General features: G+C 70.9%; 24 protein-coding genes. 3 read left to right on the top strand and 21 right to left on the bottom strand.

Annotated features, from left to right (window positions below; translation table 11 throughout):
- Positions 1-4: 4 nt before the first annotated feature.
- The 5 genes from folE to IT293_20255 all read right to left on the bottom strand — a co-directional run bounded on the left by folE (position 5) and on the right by IT293_20255 (position 5,567).
- Entirely contained in the window at positions 5-565 is a 561-nt protein-coding gene (gene folE / locus IT293_20275; GenBank protein ID MCC6766999.1) for a GTP cyclohydrolase I FolE, read from the bottom strand.
- Positions 562-1,611, bottom strand: a complete 1,050-nt coding sequence (locus tag IT293_20270; GenBank protein MCC6766998.1) for a homoserine kinase — start codon at positions 1,609-1,611, stop codon at positions 562-564. Before IT293_20270 ends, folE begins: the two co-directional genes overlap by 4 nt.
- A gap of 135 nt (positions 1,612-1,746) precedes the next feature.
- The gene (gene nth / locus IT293_20265) at positions 1,747-2,439 is read right to left on the bottom strand and encodes an endonuclease III (GenBank protein MCC6766997.1); all 693 of its coding nucleotides are present in this window, start codon (positions 2,437-2,439) and stop codon (positions 1,747-1,749) included.
- A complete protein-coding gene (gene glpD / locus IT293_20260; GenBank protein MCC6766996.1) occupies positions 2,436-4,166 on the bottom strand; it encodes a glycerol-3-phosphate dehydrogenase in 1,731 nt (576 codons plus the stop codon). Before glpD ends, nth begins: the two co-directional genes overlap by 4 nt.
- A gap of 30 nt (positions 4,167-4,196) precedes the next feature.
- A complete protein-coding gene (locus tag IT293_20255) occupies positions 4,197-5,567 on the bottom strand; it encodes a DUF4147 domain-containing protein (protein ID MCC6766995.1) in 1,371 nt (456 codons plus the stop codon).
- A gap of 131 nt (positions 5,568-5,698) precedes the next feature.
- Between IT293_20255 and IT293_20250 the strand changes: the two genes are divergently transcribed.
- A complete protein-coding gene (locus tag IT293_20250) occupies positions 5,699-6,259 on the top strand; it encodes a YIP1 family protein (protein ID MCC6766994.1) in 561 nt (186 codons plus the stop codon).
- 149 nt (positions 6,260-6,408) lie between these two features.
- Here IT293_20250 and IT293_20245 read toward each other — a convergent pair whose 3' ends face one another.
- From IT293_20245 to IT293_20200, 10 genes are all read right to left on the bottom strand, one after another.
- The gene (locus IT293_20245; GenBank protein ID MCC6766993.1) at positions 6,409-6,834 is read right to left on the bottom strand and encodes a TraR/DksA family transcriptional regulator; all 426 of its coding nucleotides are present in this window, start codon (positions 6,832-6,834) and stop codon (positions 6,409-6,411) included.
- 95 nt (positions 6,835-6,929) lie between these two features.
- Positions 6,930-7,634, bottom strand: coding sequence for a thymidylate kinase (locus tag IT293_20240; protein MCC6766992.1), 705 nt, complete (start codon positions 7,632-7,634; stop codon positions 6,930-6,932).
- Entirely contained in the window at positions 7,631-8,101 is a 471-nt protein-coding gene (locus IT293_20235) for a dihydrofolate reductase (protein MCC6766991.1), read from the bottom strand. The genes IT293_20240 and IT293_20235 overlap by 4 nt, the downstream gene beginning before the upstream one ends.
- A gap of 4 nt (positions 8,102-8,105) precedes the next feature.
- Entirely contained in the window at positions 8,106-8,978 is an 873-nt protein-coding gene (gene thyA, locus IT293_20230) for a thymidylate synthase (protein MCC6766990.1), read from the bottom strand.
- A 16-nt stretch (positions 8,979-8,994) separates the two neighbouring features.
- Positions 8,995-9,426: a dUTP diphosphatase gene (locus IT293_20225; protein ID MCC6766989.1), complete on the bottom strand. Its 432-nt coding sequence runs from the start codon at positions 9,424-9,426 to the stop codon at positions 8,995-8,997.
- 44 nt (positions 9,427-9,470) lie between these two features.
- A complete protein-coding gene (locus IT293_20220; GenBank protein MCC6766988.1) occupies positions 9,471-10,454 on the bottom strand; it encodes a hypothetical protein in 984 nt (327 codons plus the stop codon).
- A 4-nt stretch (positions 10,455-10,458) separates the two neighbouring features.
- On the bottom strand, positions 10,459-10,944 hold the full coding sequence (locus IT293_20215; protein ID MCC6766987.1) for a YajQ family cyclic di-GMP-binding protein: 486 nt from the start codon (positions 10,942-10,944) through the stop codon (positions 10,459-10,461).
- A gap of 81 nt (positions 10,945-11,025) precedes the next feature.
- Positions 11,026-11,739, bottom strand: a complete 714-nt coding sequence (locus tag IT293_20210; GenBank protein ID MCC6766986.1) for an outer membrane lipoprotein carrier protein LolA — start codon at positions 11,737-11,739, stop codon at positions 11,026-11,028.
- Between the two features lie 122 nt (positions 11,740-11,861).
- Positions 11,862-14,204 (bottom strand): DNA translocase FtsK 4TM domain-containing protein, encoded by a 2,343-nt coding sequence (locus IT293_20205; GenBank protein MCC6766985.1) that lies wholly within the window; start codon positions 14,202-14,204, stop codon positions 11,862-11,864.
- Positions 14,205-14,306: 102 nt separating this feature from the next.
- Positions 14,307-15,962: a ribonuclease J gene (locus IT293_20200; GenBank protein ID MCC6766984.1), complete on the bottom strand. Its 1,656-nt coding sequence runs from the start codon at positions 15,960-15,962 to the stop codon at positions 14,307-14,309.
- A 156-nt stretch (positions 15,963-16,118) separates the two neighbouring features.
- On the opposite strand from IT293_20200, the gene IT293_20195 reads away from it, so the two are divergent.
- The gene (locus IT293_20195; protein MCC6766983.1) at positions 16,119-16,556 is read left to right on the top strand and encodes a single-stranded DNA-binding protein; all 438 of its coding nucleotides are present in this window, start codon (positions 16,119-16,121) and stop codon (positions 16,554-16,556) included.
- Between the two features lie 74 nt (positions 16,557-16,630).
- Here IT293_20195 and radC read toward each other — a convergent pair whose 3' ends face one another.
- The 4 genes from radC to moaC are packed head-to-tail and all read right to left on the bottom strand — an operon-like array spanning position 16,631 to position 19,867.
- A complete protein-coding gene (gene radC, locus IT293_20190) occupies positions 16,631-17,323 on the bottom strand; it encodes a DNA repair protein RadC (protein ID MCC6766982.1) in 693 nt (230 codons plus the stop codon).
- Between the two features lie 58 nt (positions 17,324-17,381).
- Positions 17,382-18,179, bottom strand: a complete 798-nt coding sequence (locus tag IT293_20185; GenBank protein MCC6766981.1) for a 1-acyl-sn-glycerol-3-phosphate acyltransferase — start codon at positions 18,177-18,179, stop codon at positions 17,382-17,384.
- A complete protein-coding gene (locus IT293_20180) occupies positions 18,179-19,360 on the bottom strand; it encodes a class I SAM-dependent rRNA methyltransferase (GenBank protein MCC6766980.1) in 1,182 nt (393 codons plus the stop codon). Before IT293_20180 ends, IT293_20185 begins: the two co-directional genes overlap by 1 nt.
- A 3-nt stretch (positions 19,361-19,363) precedes the next feature.
- Positions 19,364-19,867, bottom strand: coding sequence for a cyclic pyranopterin monophosphate synthase MoaC (moaC, locus tag IT293_20175; protein MCC6766979.1), 504 nt, complete (start codon positions 19,865-19,867; stop codon positions 19,364-19,366).
- Positions 19,868-19,953: 86 nt separating this feature from the next.
- On the opposite strand from moaC, the gene trxB reads away from it, so the two are divergent.
- Positions 19,954-20,892: a thioredoxin-disulfide reductase gene (trxB, locus tag IT293_20170; protein MCC6766978.1), complete on the top strand. Its 939-nt coding sequence runs from the start codon at positions 19,954-19,956 to the stop codon at positions 20,890-20,892.
- 30 nt (positions 20,893-20,922) lie between these two features.
- Here the strand turns inward: trxB and hisF are convergent, their stop codons facing one another.
- Both hisF and hisA read right to left on the bottom strand, forming a co-directional pair.
- A complete protein-coding gene (hisF, locus tag IT293_20165; GenBank protein MCC6766977.1) occupies positions 20,923-21,699 on the bottom strand; it encodes an imidazole glycerol phosphate synthase subunit HisF in 777 nt (258 codons plus the stop codon).
- The gene (gene hisA, locus IT293_20160; GenBank protein MCC6766976.1) at positions 21,699-22,433 is read right to left on the bottom strand and encodes a 1-(5-phosphoribosyl)-5-[(5-phosphoribosylamino)methylideneamino]imidazole-4-carboxamide isomerase; all 735 of its coding nucleotides are present in this window, start codon (positions 22,431-22,433) and stop codon (positions 21,699-21,701) included. Before hisA ends, hisF begins: the two co-directional genes overlap by 1 nt.

Below are 22,433 nucleotides of genomic sequence, written 5' to 3'. Positions count from 1 at the left end.
GCTGCTACCGGCCGTTCCGGCTGCGGATCAGCGTCATGAACTCCTCGCGCGTCTCCTGCCGGGTGCGGAACGTTCCGAGCATGCAGCTCGTCACCACGACGGAGTTCTGCTTCTCGACGCCGCGCATCCGCATGCACAGGTGCTCGGCCTCCACGACGACGCCGACGCCCTGTGGCTCGATGGCCTCCATGAGCGAGGTCGCGACCTGGGTCGTCAGCCGCTCCTGGACCTGCAAGCGGCGGGCGAACACCTCGAAGAGACGGGCGAGCTTGCTCAAGCCGAGGATCTTCTTGCTCGGGATGTAGGCGACGTGCGCCTTTCCGAAGAACGGCAGCATGTGGTGCTCGCAGAGCGAGAAGAAGTCGAGATCCTTCAACACGATCATCTCGGAGTACTCTTCATTGAAGAGCGCCGAGTTCAGGATCGCGGAGGGATCCTCGTGGTAGCCTTTCGTGAGGAACTGGAGGGCGCGGGCGACGCGATCCGGCGTTTTCAGCAGTCCTTCGCGCCCGGGGTCTTCGCCGATCGCGCGCAGCAGCCCGCGGACGAGGTCCGCACTGCTCAAGACTTGCCTTTCTTCTCGATGGCGCGGACCTTCTGGTACTTCCGGTAGTCGTAGCCCGTCGCCATCGCCATCAAGAGACCTTCCATCCCGCCCTCGCGCTCGCGGCGGAGGATCATGAGTCGATCGTAGAACTCGCGGAAGTCGCGGTTGATGCGATGCGCCTCATCGACGGGATTCAGGTAGAAGGCGCGCAGGCGGTTCACGGTGAAGCGGAGGGCCGAGAAGCGGAGCTCGTTCGGGAACGCGTCCCACTCCGCGAGCGACAACGTACGGAGCGACTCGTAGCCGCCGATCAGCACCTCGAATCGCTTCAGGTCGTAGCGCTCGCCGTCGTAGCAGAGCGCGTTCACGGCGGTCGCGAGGTCGAAGATGTACTTGCCGCGGGAGGCGGTCTCGAAGTCGAGCACGCCGACGACCTTCTCGCCGCGGAACAGGATGTTGTCGAGGTAGAGGTCGCCGTGGATGATGCCCTTCGGCAGCTTGCACTCGAGATAGTGCTCGAGGTAGCCGACCTCCTCGTCGAGCGTGCGCGTGATCTTCTTGAAGTACGCCGGCAGGCGGTCGCGCACCTCCTGGTAGACGTCGGCCACGCGCTCGAAGTTGAAGCGGTTGTCGACGCCCTTCTTGTAGCCCTTGCCGATGACGTGCAGGTCGGCGAGCACGCGGCCCGCGTTCTCGATCTGCGTCAGCGTGAGGCTCGCGCCTTCGCGCTTGTGGCCGTCGATGTACTTGAAGAGCGAGATGCACTTGCCGCCGAGCTCGTGGTACTGGCGGCCCTTGCGGTCGATCATGAGCTGCGGACACGGAAAGCCGTGCTTGCGGAGATAGAGCAGGAGGTCGATCTCCCGCTTCACCTCCATCTCGCTCCGCTCTTCGTCGATGCGGAGCCAGAAGCGACCTTTGGCGGTGTCGAGGCGACAATTGCCGTCCGTCCCGCCACCGTTGCCGTTGGCAGCCTGCAACTTGCCGAGACCGAACTCCTCGACCAGCTCCGCCAATTGCCGCCTATCGAGATTCGTGTACGCCGCCATATGTACGCCCGCCACCCGCTGAGGAACGTTGAGATCCGTTCGGTTATATCTCTAACCCCGCGATAGTCAATACTTTTCTGGCAATCATGTGATGCGGATCCGAATATGGCGAAGCCGAGAGCGCGCGCGATCCCGGGTAGGACGCTTCCCCTATGTCGGCGATTTCACGGCATCGGTGACGCCGATCCGGGGGCAGATGGCGAGGAGCGGGCAGTCCGGGCAGCGCGGCTTGCGGGCGTGGCAGATCCGCCGGCCGTGATGGATCAGCCGGTGCGTGAAGCGGGTCCATGACGCGGCAGGCACGAGGGCTCGCAGGTCCATCTCGATCTTGGTGGGGTCGTCCTCGCCGGTGAGTCCGAGGCGGTTCGCGACCCGGCGTACGTGGGTGTCGACGACGATCGACGGCACGCCGTAGGCGGTCCCGAGCACCACGTTGGCGGTCTTACGACCGATGCCCGGCAGGGTGACCAGGGTCTCGAGGTCGCGCGGCAGCTCGCCTCCGAACTCACCGGCCGTGGCCGCCGCGACCCCCCGCAGCGACTTCGCCTTCTGCCGGAAGAATCCGGTCGAATGGATGATCCGCTCGAGCTCGCGCGGGTCGGCGTCGGCGAGCGCGCGCGGCGTCGGATAGCGCGCGAAGAGCGTCGGCGTGACCATGTTGACGCGCTCGTCGGTGCACTGCGCCGAAAGGATGGTCGCGACGAGCAGCTGCCAGGCATCGTCGTGGCGTAGGGCGCACCAGGCGTCGGGGTAGGCGTCGGCGAGCGCGCGGTCGATCTTGCGGGCGCGCGTCCGCCGGGCTTCCGGGGTCTCGGGTCCGATGGCCGGGGTCTTGCGCGTCATGCGCGGCGCCGCGACGCGACCGGCGTGGCCGGCGCGACCGGCGCGGCCGGCGGATGCAGGCGCCGGCGCCGCTCGTCGGCGACGCCGGTGCGGTAGCGTTCGACCGCGCGCACCGTCTCCTCGGCATCCCACCCGAGCGCGTCGGCCATGAGCCGACCGACGTCGGCGGCCGCCTCGGCGCCGCCGTCCTCCCGGCGGAACGAGATCGGCACCCGTCGACGGAGCACGTCGTCGATGGTCGCCGCCATCTCCGACTCGGCGGCGCGCGTCACCTCGATCCGCCGATACGGCAGTCCCGCGACCACGCGCCGGGCCGCGTCCGGGGCGGCGCCGAGCCGGTCGACGATCCCCATGGCGGCGATCCCATAGCGATAGAGGAGGTGACGGACGAGCCCCTCGTCGACGCCGGTCGTGGCGCGCGCCCGCAGCCGCTTCGCAAAGCCGCCGAATCCGCCCCGGTCCGGGTCCTCCACGCGCGCACCGGGCAAGGGGACCTCGCCGGTCCGGCAGGCCGCGAACCGACGCCCGGGCTCGCGCTCGGCGAGGCGCTCGGCCACCCGGTCCACGACCCTCTCCGCGACGCGCCGATAGGTCGTGAGCTTGCCGCCGCCGAGCGACAGGAGTCCCGACGGACTCTCGAAGATCTCTTCCTCGCGCGAGGTCTCGGAGGGCGTCTCGTCCTCCGTCGCCGGCGGCGCGACGAGCGGCCGCAGGCCGGCGTACGCGCCGATCACGTCACGCTCCTCGAGACGCGCCGCGGGGAAGTAGGCGTTCACCGCCTCGAGCAGGTAGCGCACGTCGTCGGCGTCGGCGGCGACGTCCTCGGGACGGGCCTCGTAGTCCGTGTCGGTCGTACCGACGAGCGTCTGATCTTCCCACGGGATCGCGAACATCACGCGGCCGTCGCGCGGCGCCCGCAGCACGATCGCGTTCCGGTTGCCGAGACGCTCGCGCGGCACGACGATGTGCGCGCCCTTGGTGAGCCGCAGGACGGGCGCCGCCGCCGGATCGTCGAGGCGGCGCACGCGGTCGAGCCACGGCCCGGTCGCGTTCACGATCTGACGGGCCGCGATCGCGAACGAGGCGCCGCTCACGCGATCGAGGACGCGCGCTCCGCAGAGCCGGTCGCCGTCGCGCAGGAGCCCGGTCACGCCGACATGGTTACAGGCGACCGTCCCCTCCGCCGTCGCGGACTGGATCGTCTCGAGGGTGAGCCGCGCGTCGTCGGTCCAGCAATCGTAGTAGTGCATCGCGCCGCGCAACCCCTCGGCGCGCAGCGCCGGTTCGTGGCGGAGCGTCGTCTTGTGCCCCCAGGAGCGATGCCGCGCGATGTTCCGGAACGCCGAGAGTCCGTCGTAGACCCAGAGCCCCGCCGACAATCGCAAGCGTCCCACGGGGTCGCCGCGGAAGATCGGGAACACGAATGGCATCGGGTGCACGAGGTGGGGCGCGAGATGGCGCCGCAGGTGATCGCGCTCGCGGCTCGCCTCCAGCACCAGCGCGAACTCGTAGTTCTCGAGATAGCGGAGGCCGCCATGGACGAGCTTGCTCGACTTGCTGCTCGTGCCGCTCGCGAAGTCTCCCTGTTCGACGAGCGCGACCGTGAGTCCGCGCATGGCGGCGTCACGGGCGATGCCCGCGCCGTTGATCCCGCCCCCGATCACGAGAAGGTCGAAGCAGTCCCGGGCGAGCGCTTCGCCGAGAGCGGCGCGGCGTCCGTCAGACACGGAGCTGCCTCCGGAATGCGCGCGACGTCGTCATCGGCGGCTCTTCGCTTCTATCACACGACCGGGGAGCCGCCATCCGCGATCCTTCCACACGATCGCGATCACGAGGTCCGCGACGTTCGTCCCGGTCGGTCCGGGCCGGAAGAGGTCGCCGAGCGCGGCGAGCAGCGGATACGCGTCGTGGCGATCGAGCGCCCGTGCGAGCGTCCGGCCGAGGCGCATCGCGCGCCCGGCGCTCGCCCCGTCCACGAAGCCGCCCGCGGCGTCCGTGGGCCCGTCGATCCCGTCCGTGCCCGCCGCGAGGAGCGCCCAGCCGTCGACGTCGGCGAGCTCGCGCGCGACCGCGAGCGCGAGGGCCTGGTTGCGGCCGCCCTTCCCGGACGCGCCGCCGAGCCGCACGGTGGTCTCGCCCCCGGCGATCCAGAGCACCGGCGACCCCGCGCGGGCGCGGGCCGCGGCGGTGCGCAGGCCGCGGACGACGGCGCGCGCCGCGTCGGCCGTCGCGCCGACGAGGGGAGCGCGCCGCACGACGATCCGCGAAAACCCCGCGTGTCGTCCCCAGGCGGCCGCGTGCGCGCATGCCGTCGCGTTCCCCGCGAGGAGGATCGTCGGACACGCACGGCCGGCGGGCGAGCCCGGTTTCGGCGTCTCCGCGATCTCCCCCCGCGCGCCGCGCGCCAGGTGCCGCCGGACCGCCGCAGGCAATTCCGGCGCCAACCCGATCCGGCGCGCGAGCACGGTGGCGCACCGGAAGGTGCTCGGATCGGCGACCGTCGGTCCCGAGCCGATCACCGCGAGGTCGTCGCCGGGCACGTCCGAGACGACGACCGCGGCGGCGGCGCGCCCGACCAGACGCGCCGCGAGCCGCCCTCCCGTGACCGCCGAGAGGTGCTTCCGGATCGCGTTGGCGCCCGCGATGTCGATGCCGCTCGCGAGGAGCCAGGCGCCCGCGCGTCGTACGTCGGCGAGCGAGAGACCCGCCGCCGGCAGCACGAGCAGGCTCGATGCGCCGCCGGTGAGCACGACCAGCACGGCGGCGCGCGGATGGCGGGCGAGCGTCGCGAGCATCCGGCGGGTCGCGGCGACGCTGGCCGCGCCGGGTACCGGATGACTCCCGTGAGCGATCGCGACCCGCGCGAGCGGACGCTCGTAGCCTGGCGGCACGATCACGCAGCCGTCGACGACGCGCGATCCGACGACCGCCTCGGCGCCGGCCGCGAGGCCGGCCGCGCCCTTCCCCGCGCCGATCACGACGAGCCCTCCGCCGAGCGGCAGCACCACGCGCCGACCGCGAGCGCGCACGACGAGTCGTTCGCGCTCTCGATCGAGCGCGAGCGCGCTCGCCGCGACGGTCCGCGGATCGACGGCGGCGACCGCGGCGCGATACGCGGCGACGAGCACGGCGCGTACCGCACGCGGCGCTCGTCGTGGCAGACGCGTGCCGCGTATCACCTTGCCTGGCATCGGAGCTTTCTGTAGCGTCCCGCGAAGTGCGCGGCCGTGCGCCGTGCCTGAACACCCCGGAGGACGCGATGCACGAGGAGTTTCGCACCGAGCAATTCGCCGAGAGCTTCGTCGGAGTCTGGAAGCGCGTGGTCACCGATCCGCGCGGCTTCTTCCAGGACATGCCGACCCGCGGCGGCATCCAGGCGCCGCTGCTCTTCCTGATGGGGTGCCTCGTCGTGGCGGCGCTCGGCTACCTCGTGCTCGGCCCGCGCGGCTTCGGCCTGAGCCTCGTCTTCTGGGGGATGCTCCGCTCGTTCCTCTACGCCGCCGTCTTCCTCCTCGTCGCCCGCCAGATCTTCTCGGGGAGTGCGGACTTCGAGGCGACCTATCGCGTGATCGCCTACGCGACCGCGCCGATGGCCTTCATGTTCCTCCCCCTCGTCGGCGGCCTCACGTTTCTCTACACGCTCTTCCTCGTCATCGTCGGCCTCGAGCGCGTCAACGGCTTCGACGCCGTGAAGTCCGTCCTCACGGTCCTCCTCGCGGGCCTGGTCATCGTCACGCTCGGCTGGGCCCTCGGCCTCCACGGCCACGCCTCCTATCACCACGGCGTCCCCTCCCACGGCCTCCCCGGCTGCCACCGGTAGAGCCCGCGGGGAAGGGGCGAGCGAAGCGAAGCCCCCAACCAAGCTTTTCGAGGCGTTACGCGACCGGCACGGAGCTACGCCGCACAAGCGAGTCGACCGCGCACCGACGCAGACCGGCCGTTTTCAGCGACCTGCGGTGCCACGGACTTTTACTGACCTTCTTCGTCGAGGTCGGTGGCGCCGAGCCGCCGATACGCGCGATCGTCATCCCCACGCCGGTTCTGCTTGGCCTCCGTCTCCCGGTCGGCCTGACATTGCACGCAGAGGCGGGTGAACGGCATCGCCTGGAGCCGCCCCTCGGCGACCTCCTGCTCGCAGCTCTCGCAGATCCCGTAGGATCCTTCCGCGATGCGGTCGAGCGCGTCCTCGATCGCCTGGAGCTTGCCGCGATCGCGGTCGGTGAGGATGAAGTTGATCTCGCGCTCGCGCTCCTCGCTGGCGAGATCGTAGGTGTCCATGCCCTCGTCCTTGGACGATTCGCGGCCCTGCTTGAGGTCCTGTTGGATCTCGGCGAGCAACTGCCGCTTCATGGTTTCGAGTGTTTCGCGAGCGGTTTTCAGGAAGGCTTTGCGCATGGTCTCCTCGAAAGGCGGCGGATGGTAAGGGCTGGTACCCACGGTGTCAACTCTCGGAGCCGAAAACGCGAACATCGCGGAATATCAGCGTACGGCTATGGCCGGCTTGCCGGCGCGGCGCCGACGAGCGGCGCCACGAGCGCCCACACCCGGCGCTCCACCTCCTCGATCGCGAGCAGCCGCCCGTCCTCCATGCAGTCGACGGACTCCCACCGTTCGCTCCGGTCGAGCGTGACGAGCTCCAGGTAAGCGGCTTCCGCCGCCCGCAGATGCGCGCGGTCGTCCTCGTGGATGTCGCGCACCTTGCCCCGCAGGTAGGCGCGCTCGTCCTTCCGGGCCACGAGCTCGAACCCGACGTCGGCGGGCACGTGGAGCAGAATGGTGAGGTCGGGCTTCGGAATCCCGAGCAGCCCGTACTCGAGATGGTTCAGCCAGGCGAGAAACCGCTCGCGCTCGCCGGGGTCGGCGAGCTTCGCCATCTGGTGCCCCTTGTTGGCCGAGACGTAACGGTTCGAGATCACGATCGCGCCGCGCGCCAGCGCCGCCCGGATCTCGAACGACGCATCGAAGCGGTCGAGCGCGTAGAACATGGAGGCGCGATACGCGTCGACGCCGGCGAGGTCGCCGTACTCGCCGTGCAGGTAGCGCTCGACGAAGTAGGCCGACGGCGCGCCGTAGCGCGGGAAGTCGACGAGCACGACGTCTCGCCCTTCGGCGCGCAGGCGCCGCTCGAGCCGGGTCGTCTGGGTGCCCTTCCCCGATCCGTCGGTGCCGTCGACGACGACGAAGACGCCGCTCATCTGCGCCGGTAGGTGACGAAGGAGAACCCCTCGTGGTCCTCCCGCGCCGTCTCCTTCCAGACCGACGGATCGATCGCCGGAAAGAACGTGTCCCCGGCGACCTCGCGGTGCACGTGAGTCAGGTCGAGCACGTCGGCACGTTCCATCGCCTCGGCGTACACCGCGCCGCCGCCGTTGACGACGACGGCGTCGCCGGCGTGCGCCGCGAGCGCCTCCGCGAGCGACCCGAAGCGCTCGACGCCCGCCGGCAGCGGATAGCCGGCCTGGCGCGTCACGACGACGTTGGTGCGGCCCGGCAGGGGGCGGAAGCGCTCCGGGATCGACTCCCAGGTCCGGCGACCCATCACGACGACCTTGCCCATCGTGATCGCCCGATAGCGCTTCATGTCCTCGGCGATGCGCCACGGCAGGCCGCCGTCCCTGCCGATGCACCCGTTGCGCGCGACCGCCGCCACGATCGTGATCATGGCCTCAGACCGCGATCGGGAAGTCGATCTTCGGGTAGCTCTCGTAGCCCTCGACGCGGCTGTGCTCGGCCGTCCAGTCCCAGATCGAGGTGAACGGCCCGGTCACGACACGCGGCAGCGGATAGCGCTCGGGGTCGCGCGTCAGCTGCTCGCGGACGCCGTCGATCTGGTTCACGTAGACGTGCGTGTCGGCGAGGAAGCCGATGAGCGTCCCTTCCCTGAGGCCCGCCTCCTTCGCGAGCAGATGCAGCAGCAGCCCGTAGCTCGCGATGTTGAACGGCAGGCCGAGCGGGACGTCGACCGAGCGCTGGTTCCAGAGCAGATTGAGCCTGCCCCCGATCACCGTCACCTGGAACACGAAATGGCACGGTGGTAGCCCTTGTTCGCCGAGTTGCTGCGGATTCCACGCGCTCACGATCATGCGGCGATCGTCGGGATTCGATCTCAGGGTGTCGACGACGCCGCGCAGCTGGTCGACCCCGCGTCCGGCGTAGTCGGCCTCGTGGTCCACGTAGGCCGCGCCGAAGTGACGCCACTGGAAGCCGTAGATCGGCCCGAGGTCCGGCTCTTCGCGCATGCGCCGCTTCGCGGCTTCGTCGTGTCCGTAGGCGGCTTTTCGCGGATGCGCCCACTCGTCCCAGATGTGGTTGTCGCGGGCCTGGAGCCAACGCTTGTCGGTGATGCCGCGCACGAAGAATTCGAGCTCGGTCGCGACGAGCCGGAACGGCGTCCGCTTGGTGGTGAGCAGCGGGAAGCCCTTCGCCATGTCGTGCTCGAAGGTCGCGCCGGCGATCGCGATCGTGTCGACGCCGGTGCGCGTCGGCTTGCGCTCGCCCTCCGCGAGGATGCGCCGGACGATGTCGAGATACGCCTGCACGCTCCGCGTCCCCTCCTCAGTGGCCCGTCGAGCCGAAGCCTCCGCGCCCGGGACCGGTCGCCTCGGCCACCACCCATCGCACGCGCGGCCGCGGGAACACGATGCCCTGCGCGATCCGCGTCCCCGCCGGCACCCGCACGTCGCGGCCGCCGGGGTTCCAGACCGAGATCAGCACCTCGTCGTCCGGACCGCAGTAGTCGGGGTCGATCACGCCGACGCCGTTGGCCAGCACGAGCCCGAACTTCTTGAAGAGCGAGGACCGCGCGTAGACGTGGAACACGTGGTCGGCCGGCACGCCGATCACCAGTCCCGTCGGCAGGAGCGCGTGGCCGCGTGCCGGCACCGTCGCGTCGTCGAGGATCGCGAGATCGAAGGCCGCGGAGCCCTCGGTCTGGTAGTCCGGGATCTGCGCGCGCGGGTCGCGCCTGGTGATGCGGACGGTGAGCATCGACGCGATCTTTCAGAGCGGCGGCGGGGCGGTCAAGGCCACGCTCATCGCCGCGGCCTCCTCGGCTCGCCCCGCCACCACACGACCCGCTTGCCGGCCTGCTTGAGCAGCGCCAGGCCCATCGCGTCGCCGCGCTGATTCGGCTGTCGGCAATGGACCCGCGCCACCCCGCTGTTGATCGCCCGCTTCGCGCACATGACGCACGGCGTGTGCGTGAGGAACATGACCTTGTCTTTCTCGATCGCGCCCGCCTTGAGGAGCGCGTTCTCCTCGGCGTGCACGTAGCCGCTGCGGTCGGCCGGGATGAAGTCGCGATCATTCATGCCGGCCGCGCCCCCGTTGTAGCCGACGCCGAGCACGCGCTCGAGGTCGGCGGAGACGACCACGCACCCGACCTTCTGCGAACCGTCCGTCGAGCGCAGCGCGAGCGCCTCGGCGAAGCGCTGGTACGCCTCGGGCAGCGTCATCGCCACCGGCAGACGTCCGGCGACGAGCCCGGGCGGATGCGGCCCCGCGCCGCGCGGCCGCCAGCGCGGGTAGTGGATCACCGCCTTGCCCGCGCGGCGCAGGAGATCGAGGCCCTTGCGGCCGCGCGCGCTCGTCGTGCGGTAATAGACGTGGCTCACGCCGCTGTTGATCGCGCGCACCGCGCAGAGGAGGCACGGCGCCTCGGTGACGAACATCAGCTTGTCCTTCTCGACGGCGCCGGCGATGAGGAGGGCGTGCTCTTCGGCGTGGAGATGGCTGTCGCGCGGCCGCGCGTTGCCGGCAACGCCGCGCGCGCTCACCGCGCCGCCCGAGAAGCCGGCGCCGAGCACGCGCTCGAGGTTGAAGCTCACGAGCACGCAGCCCGTCCGGTGCGCGGCCGCGGGCGAGCAACGCGCCAACGCCTCGGCGAAGCGCAGGAACGACTCGAAGAGCGGAATGCGGTCCTGATAGACGCCCCGGTTCAGCGGGTGCGTGTTCTCGGGGCGGCCGTCCTTCACGTGCGGGCGCTGCCGCGACCGCGGCGCCGAGCGGGCGGCCACGACGTCAGTCGCGGAAGTTGACGAACTGGAGCGCGAGGCCGAGGTCGGCGCCACGGAGCTTGGCGATCACGTCCTGGAGATCGTCGCGCTTCTTCCCCGACACCCGCACCTCGTCATCCATGATCTGCGCCTGCGCCTTGACGCCGGTGCCCTTGATGAACTTGACGATCTCGCGCGCCTTCTCCGTCTCGATGCCCTGCTGCACCGTGATCTTCTGGCGCGCCCGGCCGCCCTGCGCCGGCTCCATCGCTCCGTAGTCGAGATTCTTGATGGGCACGTTCCGTTTGACGAGCTTCGATTGGAGGACGTCGACGACGGCCTTCACCTTGAAGTCGTCCGCCGAGGTGACGATGATCTCCTTCTGGTCCCAGCCGATCTCGGTCTTGCTGTCCTTGAGATCGTAGCGCTGGGCGACCTCTTTCCGCGTCTGGTTGAGCGCGTTGTCGACCTCCTGCAGGTCGATGCGAGAGACCACGTCGAACGAAGGCATGCGGCGCTTCGTAGCAAGACGGTCGGCCCCTTGCCAGTGCGCCGTCCATGCGCATCGCGACGGATCGACGACGGAGCTCCTCTACGGCGGCGGCGCGGCCGCGGCGCCGGGCGGCGTGATCACGTCGACCCCGCTCGGCACGGTGAACGCGAAGGTCGCGTCGGGAACGTCGACGTTCCGCGCGATGGCGCTGAAGCCGAGCGTGGTCACGTTGCCGAGCGGGTCGGTGACGGACGCCTCGACGATGTCGTAGGTCGCGGGGTCGACGCCGAAGGCGAGCGCGCCCACCTCGTCGCCACGCTTTGACGCGAGCGCCACGTAGAGGCGCTCCGCCGTGCAGCCGCGCGCGTCGGCCTCCGGCCGGAAGTCGTCCGTGATGCGCCCGACCCCGAGGAGGAAGGACACCGGCGTCGTCGACACGAAGGCGGCGCGAAACGGCGCCTTCAACACCTGGCGGTCGTCGGGCTGATAGATCCAGAGAAGATCCCCGTCGGAAACGATCTGCTGCGCGCGCGGCGTCTGAAAATCCCAACGCATCTTGCCGGGCTTCTTGAAGACGACGGTGCCCTCGGAGACGTCGCTCACGTCGAGCGACTTCACCTTCATCTCCTGCCGGACGTTCGCGCGGAACGTGCGCGTCCCGTCGTACCGCTCCTGGAGCTTCCGCACGATCGTCGCCGGGTCGGGACACGCGGCGGCGCCGCCTGGCCTCGTCTCGGCGCGGGCCGCCCCGCCCCGATCCGGCAGCGGAGCGAGCGCGAGCAAGAGCACGACGGCGACGGCGGCGCGTGACATGCGGCGCTCTCTAACAGCGCGGCGCGGGAGCCGCCAGCCGGGTCGCGCCGGCGGGCGCCGCCACGAGCGGCGGCGCGGTCGTGGCGGCCTCCGGCCGACGCGGCGGGAGCGCGCCGACCGATTCAATCTTCCGCGTCGACGCCCCGGGCCAGCACTTCGCGCGGACGCGCGCCCTCGGCACGCGACACCACGCCTTCGCGCTCCATGCGCTCGATCATGCGCGCGGCGCGATTGTAGCCGACGCGCAGCTTGCGCTGCAGCCACGAGATCGACGCCTGGCGGCTCTCGGTCACGACCCGCACCGCCATGTCGTACATCTCGTCATGGAGGTCGTCGTCCTCGTCGTCGCCGCCCTCCTCGTCCTCCCCGCCCTCGAGAAGCTCCATCCGGTAGCTCGGCGCGCCCTGCTTGCGCCAGAACTCGACGACCTTCTGGACCTCCTCGTCGGAGACGAACGCGCCGTGGACGCGCGTGAGCCGCGCCGTGCCCGGGGGCAGGAAGAGACAATCGCCCGCCCCGAGGAGACGCTCGCTGCCCTGCGCGTCGAGGATCGTCCGTGAATCGATGCGCGACGTCACCTGGAACGAGATGCGCGCCGGGAAGTTCGCCTTGATGAGGCCGGTGATCACGTCGACCGACGGTCGCTGGGTCGCCAGGATCAGGTGGATGCCGGCGGCGCGCGCCTTCTGGGCGAGCCTGGTGATCGACTCCTCGACCTCGCGCCCGACCGTCATCATGAGGTCGGCGAGCTCGTCCACGATGATGACGATGCGCGGCAGGTGCTCGTGCACGAGCGGCTGGTTGCCGAGCGGCTGCCCCGGCACGAAGGGCGCCGCGGCCTCTTCGGGATCCTCGGGCTCGGTGAGCTCGATCACCCCGGCCTGCTTCTCGGCCTGCTCGCCCGCGATCGCCTTGTTGTAGCTGTCGATGTTGCGGACGCCCTTCTCCTTGAGGAGCCGATAGCGCCGGTCCATCTCCTGCATGACGTTGGCGAGCGCGTAGGCCGACTTCTTCGGATCGGTCACGACCGGCACGAGCAGATGCGGGATGTTGTCGTAGACCGAAAGCTCGAGCATCTTCGGATCGATCATGATGAAGCGCACGTCGTGCGGCGACGCTTCGTAGAGGATGCTCATGATCATGGCATTCAGCGACACCGACTTGCCGGTTCCGGTCGCGCCGGCCATGAGCAGGTGCGGCATCCTGCCGAGATCCGACACGTAGGTGTTGCCGGTCGTGTCCTTGCCGAGCGCCAGCGTGAGCTTCGACTCGGAGCGCTGGAACTGGTCGCTCGCGATGATGTCGCGCAGCCACACCTTCTCGCGCCGCGGGTTCGACACCTCGATGCCGACGACGGGCTTCCCGGGGATCGGCGCGAGGATGCGGACGCTGTGGGCGCGGAGCGCCATCGAGAGATCATCGGCGAGGTTCACGACGCGGTTCACCTTCACGCCCGCCGCGGGCTCGAACTCGAAGGTCGTGATGACCGGACCCGGTCGGACGGCGACGACCTTCCCGTCGACGCCGAAGTCGGCGAGCTTCGATTGCAGGATGCGGGAGCTCGCGATCAGCGAGTCCTCGTCGATCTGGACGCCCGCGTCGACGGGCGCGTCGAGGAAGCCGAGCGGCGGCAGCTCGTACTGGGCCGTCCCCGACGAGAAGTGGAACTCCTCCTGCTTGAGCGCCTTCGAAGCCCTGCCCTTGCCGGCCTTGGCGGGGCGCGGTTCCGGCTCGTTCACCACGATCGGCGGCGCGGGCTCGGGCGGCGGCAGCGCCGACCGCTTGCCGCGCTCGGGCCTCGACTCCCGTTCGCGGCGCTCGCGCGGCGGCGGCAGGGCCACCACGTCGTCCTCGTCGTCGTCGGGCCGGTGCCGTTCGCGCCAGCGCGCGAACGCACCGGCGATCGCGCCGCGCGTGGCGGTCGCGCGACGCGCCACGGCGGTCATGCCGCCGACGAGCGAGCCGCCCGTCACGACCATGGTCGTGAGGACGAGACCGGTCGCGACGATCAGGAACGCGCCGAGCGAGTTGAAGAGCCCGGCCAGCACGCTCGCGAGGAAACCACCGACCCAACCGCCCGCCGCCGCCTCGCGGCCCGGGCCGCGCACCAGGGCGAGGGTCGTAGCGGCGAGCAGCAGCTCCGCCGTCAGCACCGCCCCGCGTACGACCGAGAGCGCGAGCGACCCGCCCCGCAGCACCACGATGGCGACGATGACGATGCTCGCCGGGATCAGGAACGCGGCGAGGCCGAATGCCTGGACGAAGAGATCGGAGAGCAGGTGCCCGACCGGGCCACCGACGTTCCCTGCCGCCCGACCGGGCGTGTAGCTCAGGAAGCTCAGCCCGAGATAGCAGGCTCCGGCGATCGCGAAGAGCGCCTCGACCTCACGCCGGAGCGTTCCGGTCGCCTGCTCGACCTTCTCCCGTACCCCACCCTTGGCTACGCGTGCCGCTTTTCCAGCCACCACCACCCCCAGCGACGGACCGCTTGAGACTTGTCACGGACGGCCCGGTAGGCGCAAGTCCCGAACGTCCGCGGACCGGCCGCGCATCGGCGCCCTCGCGGCTCAGAGCTCCATCACGACCGGGAGGATCACGGGCCGCCGCTCGAGCGTCTTCTTGAAGTAGCGCCGCAGGGTCTTCCGCATCTCTTCCTTCACCTCGGCGGGCACCGTGCGCGACTCCGGGGCGAGCGCCGCCAGCGCCTCGAGGACCGCTTCCTTGGCGCGCTCGAAATACGGCTGGCTGTCGTCCTCGAAGACGAAGCCGCGCGAGATGAGGTCGGGGCCCGAGATGATCTCGCCGGTGTGCTGGTTCACGGCGAGGATGGCGAGCACGAGGCCGCCGTCGGAGAGGTGCCGACGATCGCGCAACACGACGTCGCCGACGTCGCCGACGCCTTTGCCGTCGACGAAGACGCGCCCCGACGCCACCGGCTCGGCGCGGCGCGCGCCCGCGGCGTCGATCTCGAGGACGTCACCGTCCTCGAGCAGGAAGCACTCGGACGGCGCGACCCCCATCTCGGCGGCGAGCGCGGTATGGCGGACGAGATGGCGGTACTCGCCGTGCACCGGCACGAAATAGCGGGGACGCGTCAGCTGGAGCATGAGCCGGAGCTCCGACTGGCTCGCGTGTCCGGACACGTGCAGACCCGCGAGCGGCTCGTGCAGCACCTCGGCGCCGCGACGGCACAGGTGGTTGATGACGTCGCCGATCGGCTTCTCGTTTCCCGGGATGATGCGCGACGACATGATCACGGTGTCGCCGGCCTCGATCTTCACCTGCTTGTGGTCGTCCATCGCGATCCGCGCGAGCGCCGAGAGCGGCTCGCCCTGGCTCCCGGTCGAGAGCAGCGTCACCCGATCGGGCGGCAGGCCGCGCGCCTCCGCGAGATCGACGATCAGCCCGGACGGCACGCGCAGGTAGCCGAGCTCCTGACCGGTCTGGACGTTCTGCACCATGCCGCGGCCGAGGACGGCGACCCGCCGCCCGGTCTTCGCCGAGACGTCGAGCACCTGCTGGATGCGGTGCAGGTGCGACGCGAACGTCGCCACGAGCACGCGTCCGCGCGCGCGCTGGAAGGTGGCCTCGAACCGCGCCGTCAGGCTGCGCTCCGAAGGCGTCACGCCCGGACGGTCGACGTTGGTCGAGTCGGAGAGCAACGCCAGCACCCCGGCGTCGCCGAGCGCCGCGAAGCGGCGCAGGTCCGACGGCAGACCGTCGAGCGGCGTCTGGTCGAACTTGAAGTCGCCGGTATGGACGATCGTGCCGAGCGGCGTCCGGATCGCGAGCCCCACGGCGTCGACGATGCTGTGGGTGATGTGGATCGCCTCGATCTCGAAGGGGCCGACGCGCCACGTGTCGCCCGCCTTGAAGCGCTCGAGCGGCGACGCGAGCGCGTGCTCCTCGAGCTTCTGCGCGACGAGCGCGTGCGCGAAGGGCGTCGCGTAGGTCGGCACCGGCAGCTCGCGCGTCACGAACGGGAGCGCGCCGACGTGGTCCTCGTGCCCGTGCGTGCAGAGGATGGCCTTCAGGCGGTCGGGCCGCTCGCGGAGGTACGTGAGGTCGGGGATGACGAGGTCGATGCCGAGCATCGACGGCTCGGGAAACATGACGCCGCAGTCGACCGCAACGGCGCTCTCGCCGTACTCGATCAGCATCATGTTGAGGCCGATCTCGCCGAGACCACCGAGGGGGACGATCCGCAATACGTCGTCGTTCATTGCCACCCTCCGCCGACCACGCCCATCACTCGGCGAGCCTCCCACAAAGGCGGCGCCGGCGCCAGAACGCAGCCGCTACTCGTCGTCGTTGACGGTCGTGGAGGCCGCTGTTAAGCGTCGCGGCAGTCAACGAGTTCCACGCCCCCCGGAGGTCACATGTCGGTCAACAAAGCCATCCTGGTCGGCAATCTCGGCAAGGATCCCGAGATCCGCTTCACCGGCACCGGCCGCGCCGTCTGCAAGTTCCCGCTCGCGACCACCACGAGCTGGAACGACAACGAGGGTACGCGCCAGGAGCGTACCGAGTGGCACAACGTCATCGTCTGGGGGAAGCAGGGCGAGAACTGCGGCAAGTTCCTGAGCAAGGGCCGCCAGGTGTTCGTCGAGGGCGAGATCCGCACCCGCACCTACGACGACAAGGACGGCAACAAGCGCTACATCACCGAGATCATCGCGCAGAACGTGCGCTTCCTCGGCGGCGGCGGCGGTCGCGGCACCGGCGGCGACCCGGGATTCCCCGAGGAGCCGGCGGCGGGCATGGGCGGCGGCGGAGGCGGCGCGCCCGCCACCGACGACGACGACATCCCCTTCTAGGGCGGAGCGTCCGTCCGCCTGGCCGCGCGAAGCACGCCGCCGCCCGCCGCCAGCGACGACTCCTCGTCCCTTCTTCAGAGCCCCTCGTCGGAGAAGCTGACGTAGCGCCCGTGCCCGATGATGACGTGGTCGAGCACCTGCACGCCCATGAGCTCGCCCACCTCCCGCAGCCGCCGCGTGATCGCGATGTCCTCCGCGCTCGGCGTCGGATCGCCGCTCGGGTGGTTGTGGACGAGGATAACGGCGGCCGCGCTCTCCTCGATCACCGGGACGAACACCTCGCGGGGGTGGACGAGCGACGCCGTGAGCGTGCCCTCCGAGACGCGCACGTCCTTGAGGGGGCGGTTCTTGCCGTCGAGCAGGATGACGTGGAACTGTTCCTTGCGAAGCGCCGCCAGGCGCTCGCCGCAATGCCGGTAGACCTCGGCGCTCGTGCGAAGCGGCGTCCCGCGGGCGAGCCGTTGCTGCCCGTAGCGGCGCGCGAGCTCGCCGAGGGCCTGCACCGTGGCGGCGCGCGCGGCGCCGATCCCGGGCGTGGCGCGGAGCGCGCGCACCGGCGCGTCGACGAGCCCGCGGAGCGAGCCGAGGCGCTCCAGCCAGACGCGCGCTTGATCGACGGCGTTCGGCGCCCCGCGTGCCGCGGTTGGAAAGACCACGGCGAGGAGCTCCGCGTCCGACAGGCGCTCGGGGCCGGCGTCGAGCATCTTCTCGCGCGGTCGCTCGTAGGCCGGCCACGTCTTGATGGAGTGCGATCGACGATGCGGCATGCCGCCGGTCGTAGCGCCGCACGCCGGCCGCCGCATCGCTACGCGTAGCGGGCGCGCCTCAGGCGGAGCGCGCCGCGCGGGGCGCCGGCCGCGACGGCGTCCCCACCTCGCCGCGGCGCCGCGCGCGGATCCGATGCAGCGCTTCCGCCATGACGGACCGTACGTGATCGCGGAGCGCGCCGACGTCGTCGAAACCGCCGACCGCAATGGGATCGAGCACCTGGATGACGATGTCGGCGGAGTTCTGCAGCGTGACGCCGTGCTTCGGAAGCGCGTCGAGCGTACCGTCGAGCACGATCGGCAGGATCGGCACGCCGTGCCCGAGCGCCAGGGTGAAGGCGCCGTGCTTGAACTCGCGCAGCTCGCCGTCGAGCGACCGGGTTCCCTCCGGAAAGATCATGACGGAGCTGCCGCTCTCGAGCGCCGCACCGCAGGAGGCCATCATCCGGACCGCATCCTGCCGGTCCCCGCGCCGGATGCGGATGTAGCGGTTGAGGGTCATGTTCCAGCCGATGAAGGGCACGCGGAAGATCTCCTCCTTGGAGACCCACTTGAAGTGCCGGTAGAGCCGGAAGAGCACGAGGATGTCGAGCAGCGACTGATGATTTGAGACGATGACGTAGGCGCGGTCGTCGCGCAGGCGCTCTCGATCGCGCACCGTCGTCGTCCAGTACGGAAAGACGTACGTGTACAGCGAGGCCCACGCGCACGAGTACAGGTGCAGGACGCGCAGCCGCCGATCGAAGGGCGCCGTCACGAGCCAGATCGCGAACGCGATCACGAAGAGCGGCGGGCACGTGAGCAGGATCACTGCCCAGAGACCGAAGGAGGCCAGCGTCTTCGCCGTCCGGTCCATCATTCGGTCCGTAGCAAGAGGCCCTTCAGGTACCGACCCTCCGCGTGCGCCAGCGCTTGGGGATGGTCGATGCCAGGCCCGAGACGCGCAAGCAACTGGCACGCCCGTCCGGCGTCCATCGCCGCGGCGGCGACCGCGCCCTCCCACTCCTCGACCGCCACGTGCTGCGAACAGCTGAACGTGAGCACGAGCGCGCCCGGCGCGGCGGCGCGGAGCGCGTGCAGATTGACGTCCTTGTAGCCGGCGCGCGCCCGCTCGCGATCGGCGCGCCGGCGCGCGAAGGGTGGCGGATCGAGCACCACGAGATCGGGCGGCGGCACCTCGCCGCCGGATGCCCGGTCGTCGCGCAGGTACTCGAAGACGTCCGCGCGGACGAAGGTGCCGAGACCGTCGGCGAGCCCGTTCAGCCGCCACGCCGCCTCCGCGAGGGCGAGCGCCGCCGCCGAGCTGTCGACCGAGGCGACGTGCACCGCGCCGCCCCGCGCCGCCGCGATCGAGAACCCGCCGCTGTAGGCGAAGAGGTTGAGGACGCGGCGCCCGGCGGCGAGCCGCCCGACGAGATCGCGGTTCGGACGCTGGTCGAGGAAGAAGCCGGTCTTCTGGCCGCCCCGCACGTCGACGACGTGGCGGCGGCCGCTCTCCGCGATGACGACCTCCGCGGGCGGCTCCTCGCCGTGCAGCGAGCCGACGCGCCGCACGAGGCCTTCCGCGGTACGCACGTTGCCCTCGCTGCGCTCGAAGATCCCCCGTACGGGCGCCGATGCCGCGAGCGCGGCGACGACGTCGCCGCGGAGCGCATCGGCGCCGGCGGTCAGGAACTGGCACACCGCGAAGTCCGCGTAGCGGTCGACTACGAGCCCGGGCAGCCCGTCACCCTCTCCGTTCACGAGGCGCACGGCGTCCGTGTCGGCGACCAGCGTTCTGAGCGCGAGCGCGCGGCCGATCCGCTCGTGGACGAGGGCGGCGTCGATCGGGCGCGCGCCGCGCGTCATCATGCGGATCGCGATGCTGGTCGCGGGATTCCAGGTGCCCCACCCGAGGACGCGGCCGTCGGCGGCGCACACTTGCGCCGGACGGCCGGGAGCGTCCTCGCCCTCGACGCGCGCGATCGCGCCGGAGAACACCCATGGATGGCCGGCGCGGACGGAGAAGTCCCGTCCGGGCTTCAGCACGACGCGCACGGCTCAGCCTCTCGCCTTGGCGCCGCGTCGCATCCAGGTTCCGCTCTTCCCACCCTCCTTGCGGAGCAGGCGAACGGCGCCGATCTCGATGGCGCGGTCGACCGCCTTGCACATGTCGTAGACGGTGAGCGCCGCGACCGACGCCGCCGTGAGCGCTTCCATCTCGACGCCGGTCCTTCCCTCGCAGCGCACCGTGGCTTCGACCTCGATCGCCGCGCGCGCAGGCCGGGGCGTGAGGCGCACGTCGACGTGCGAGAGCGCGAGCGGGTGGCAGAGCGGAATCAGGTCGGCGGTGCGCTTCGCGGCCATGACGCCGGCGAGGCGCGCGACCGCCAGCACGTCGCCCTTCGGCATGCCGCCCGCCGCGATCAGGCGCAGCGTCGCGGGCCGCATGCGGACGGTCGCCGCGGCGACCGCGACGCGCGTCGTGACCGCTTTGTCGCCGACGTCCACCATGCGGGCACGCCCGTCGGCGTCGACATGCGAGAGTCGAGGACGCACCGCCATGCGGGCGCCGAATCTATTGCCGGCCCGCGCGCATGACAACCGCCGCCGAACTTGCATCCCGGTCGGCCGGTCACTACGGTCGCACGATGACCACACCGACGCACGCCAAGGTGTTGATCCTCGGGTCCGGTCCGGCCGGATCGACGGCCGGCCTCTACGCCGCCCGCGCCAATCTCGAGCCGCTCGTCGTCGAGGGCACGCAGCCCGGCGGGCAGCTCACGATCACCACCGAGGTCGAGAACTACCCCGGCTTTCCACCCGGCATCCAGGGTCCCGAGCTGATGGAGCTCTTCCGCAAGCAGGCGGAGCGTTTCGGAACCCGCTACCTCTCGGGCGACGTGACCGGCGTCGACCTCTCGAAGCGGCCGTTCACCGTCACGCTCGCCGACGGCACGCTCACCTGCGACGCCCTCATCATCGCCACCGGCGCGCAGGCGAAGCTCCTCGGCATCGCATCCGAGACGAAGCTCATGGGCTACGGCGTCTCGGCCTGCGCCACCTGCGACGGCTTCTTCTTCAAGGACAAGGACGTGCTGGTGGTCGGCGGCGGCGACACGGCGATGGAGGAGGCCAACTTCCTCACGAAGTTCGCGGCCAAGGTAACGGTCGTGCACCGGCGCGACGAGCTCCGGGCGTCGAAGATCATGCGGGACCGCGCCCGCGCCAATCCGAAGATCCAGTGGATCATGAACGCCACGATCGACGAGATCCACGGCGAGCCGCAGGGCCACGGCGTCACCGGCGTCACGCTCAAGGACACCCGCACCGGCAAGCGCACGAAGATGGCGGCCGACGGCGTGTTCATGGCGATCGGCCACACGCCCAACACGCAGCTCTTCGCGGGCAAGCTCGCGATGGACGAGTACGGCTACCTCGTCACCGAGAAGAGCTCGACGAAGACGAACGTCGCGGGCGTCTTCGCGTGCGGCGACGTGCAGGATCGCGTGTACCGGCAGGCCATCACCGCGGCCGGCACCGGGTGCATGGCCGCGATCGACGCGGAGCGCTTCCTCGAGGCGCACTGACGGGGCGGTGCGCGGGCGCTGCGCTCACCGTCAGAGGCGGACGTCGACGCCGCGCGCGTGCAGGTACTCCTTGCACTGGCGGATCGTGTAAGTTCCGTAGTGGAAGATCGAGGCGGCGAGCACGGCATCGGCCTCGCCGGCCGTGAGCCCCTCGTAGAGGTGCTCGATCGTGCCGACGCCTCCCGAGGCGATCACCGGGACGCCGACGGCGCGGCTCACCGCGCGCGTGAGCGGCACGTCGTAGCCCGCCTGCGTCCCGTCGCGGTCCATGCTGGTGAGCAGGATCTCCCCCGCCCCGGCGCGCTCCATGCGCACCGCCCATGCGACGGCGTCGAGTCCGGTCGCGCGCCGGCCGCCGTGCGTGAACACCTCGAAGCGCGGTGTCTCCGTTGCCGGCGCGGGCACCCGCTTCGCGTCGATCGCGACCACAATGCACTGGCTTCCGAAGCGCTCGGCCGCCTCGGCGACGAACTCCGGACGCGCCACGGCGGCGGTGTTGATCGAGACCTTGTCGGCGCCGGCGTTCAGCAGGGCACGGATGTCGGCGATCTCGCGCACGCCGCCGCCGACCGTGAGCGGCATGAACACGCGCTCGGCGGTGCGCGACACCACGTCGAGCAGGATCGGCCGCGCTTCGTGCGAGGCGGTGATGTCGAGGAAGGTCAGCTCGTCGGCCTCGTCGCGGTCGTAGCGCGCCGCGACCTCGACCGGGTCGCCGGCGTCGCGGAGCCCGACGAAGTTCACGCCTTTCACGACCCGTCCGTCCTTCACGTCGAGGCACGGGATGATGCGCTTGGCGAGCGCCATCAGGGTTCCTCGCCGCGGCCGACCCGCAGCGCCGTCGCGAGGTCGACGGCGCCGGTGTAGATGGCGCGGCCGACGATCACGGCCTCGAGGTTGCGGCGCGCCAAGGCGCGCAAGCGGCGGAGGTCGTCGAGCGATGCCACGCCCCCGGAAGCGATCACCGGAATGTCGACCGCGTCGGCGATCGCGTCGACGGCGGGCGCGTTCACGCCCTCCCCCGTCCCGTCGCGGGCGATGTCGGTGAAGACGATCGCGGTAGCGCCCGCACGCTGCACCGCGACCGCGAGCCCCACCGCGTCGGTCGCGCTGTCCTTGGTCCAGCCCGCGACCGCGACCTTGCCCTTGCGGGCGTCGATGCCGGCGAGGATTCGGCCGGGATGACGGCGACACGCGGTCGCGAAGAACGTCGGGTCCTCGAGCGCCGCCGTCCCGAGCACGACCCGCCCCGCCCCCGCGCCGAGCGCGCGCTCGAGCGTCGCGAGGTCGCGGATGCCGCCGCCGACTTCCACCTTGGCTCGGACGCCGCGACACACGGCGGCGATCGCCTCCTCGTTGACGGGCGTGCCGCTGACGGCGCCGTCGAGGTCGACGACGTGGATCCATTCGGCGCCCGCGGCCTCGAAGCCGCGCGCGACGGCGACCGGGTCCTCGGCGTAGACCGTCTCACGCGCCATGTCGCCCTGGACGAGGCGCACGCACCGTCCGCCCTTCAGGTCGATCGCGGGAATCACCAGCAT

The organism is Deltaproteobacteria bacterium (genome assembly GCA_020848745.1).
In the GTDB taxonomy this organism is placed as follows: Bacteria; Desulfobacterota; Binatia; order UTPRO1; family UTPRO1; genus UTPRO1.
Note: the sequence above shows the minus strand (reverse complement) of the source record. Positions and strands in the feature narration are given on the sequence as shown.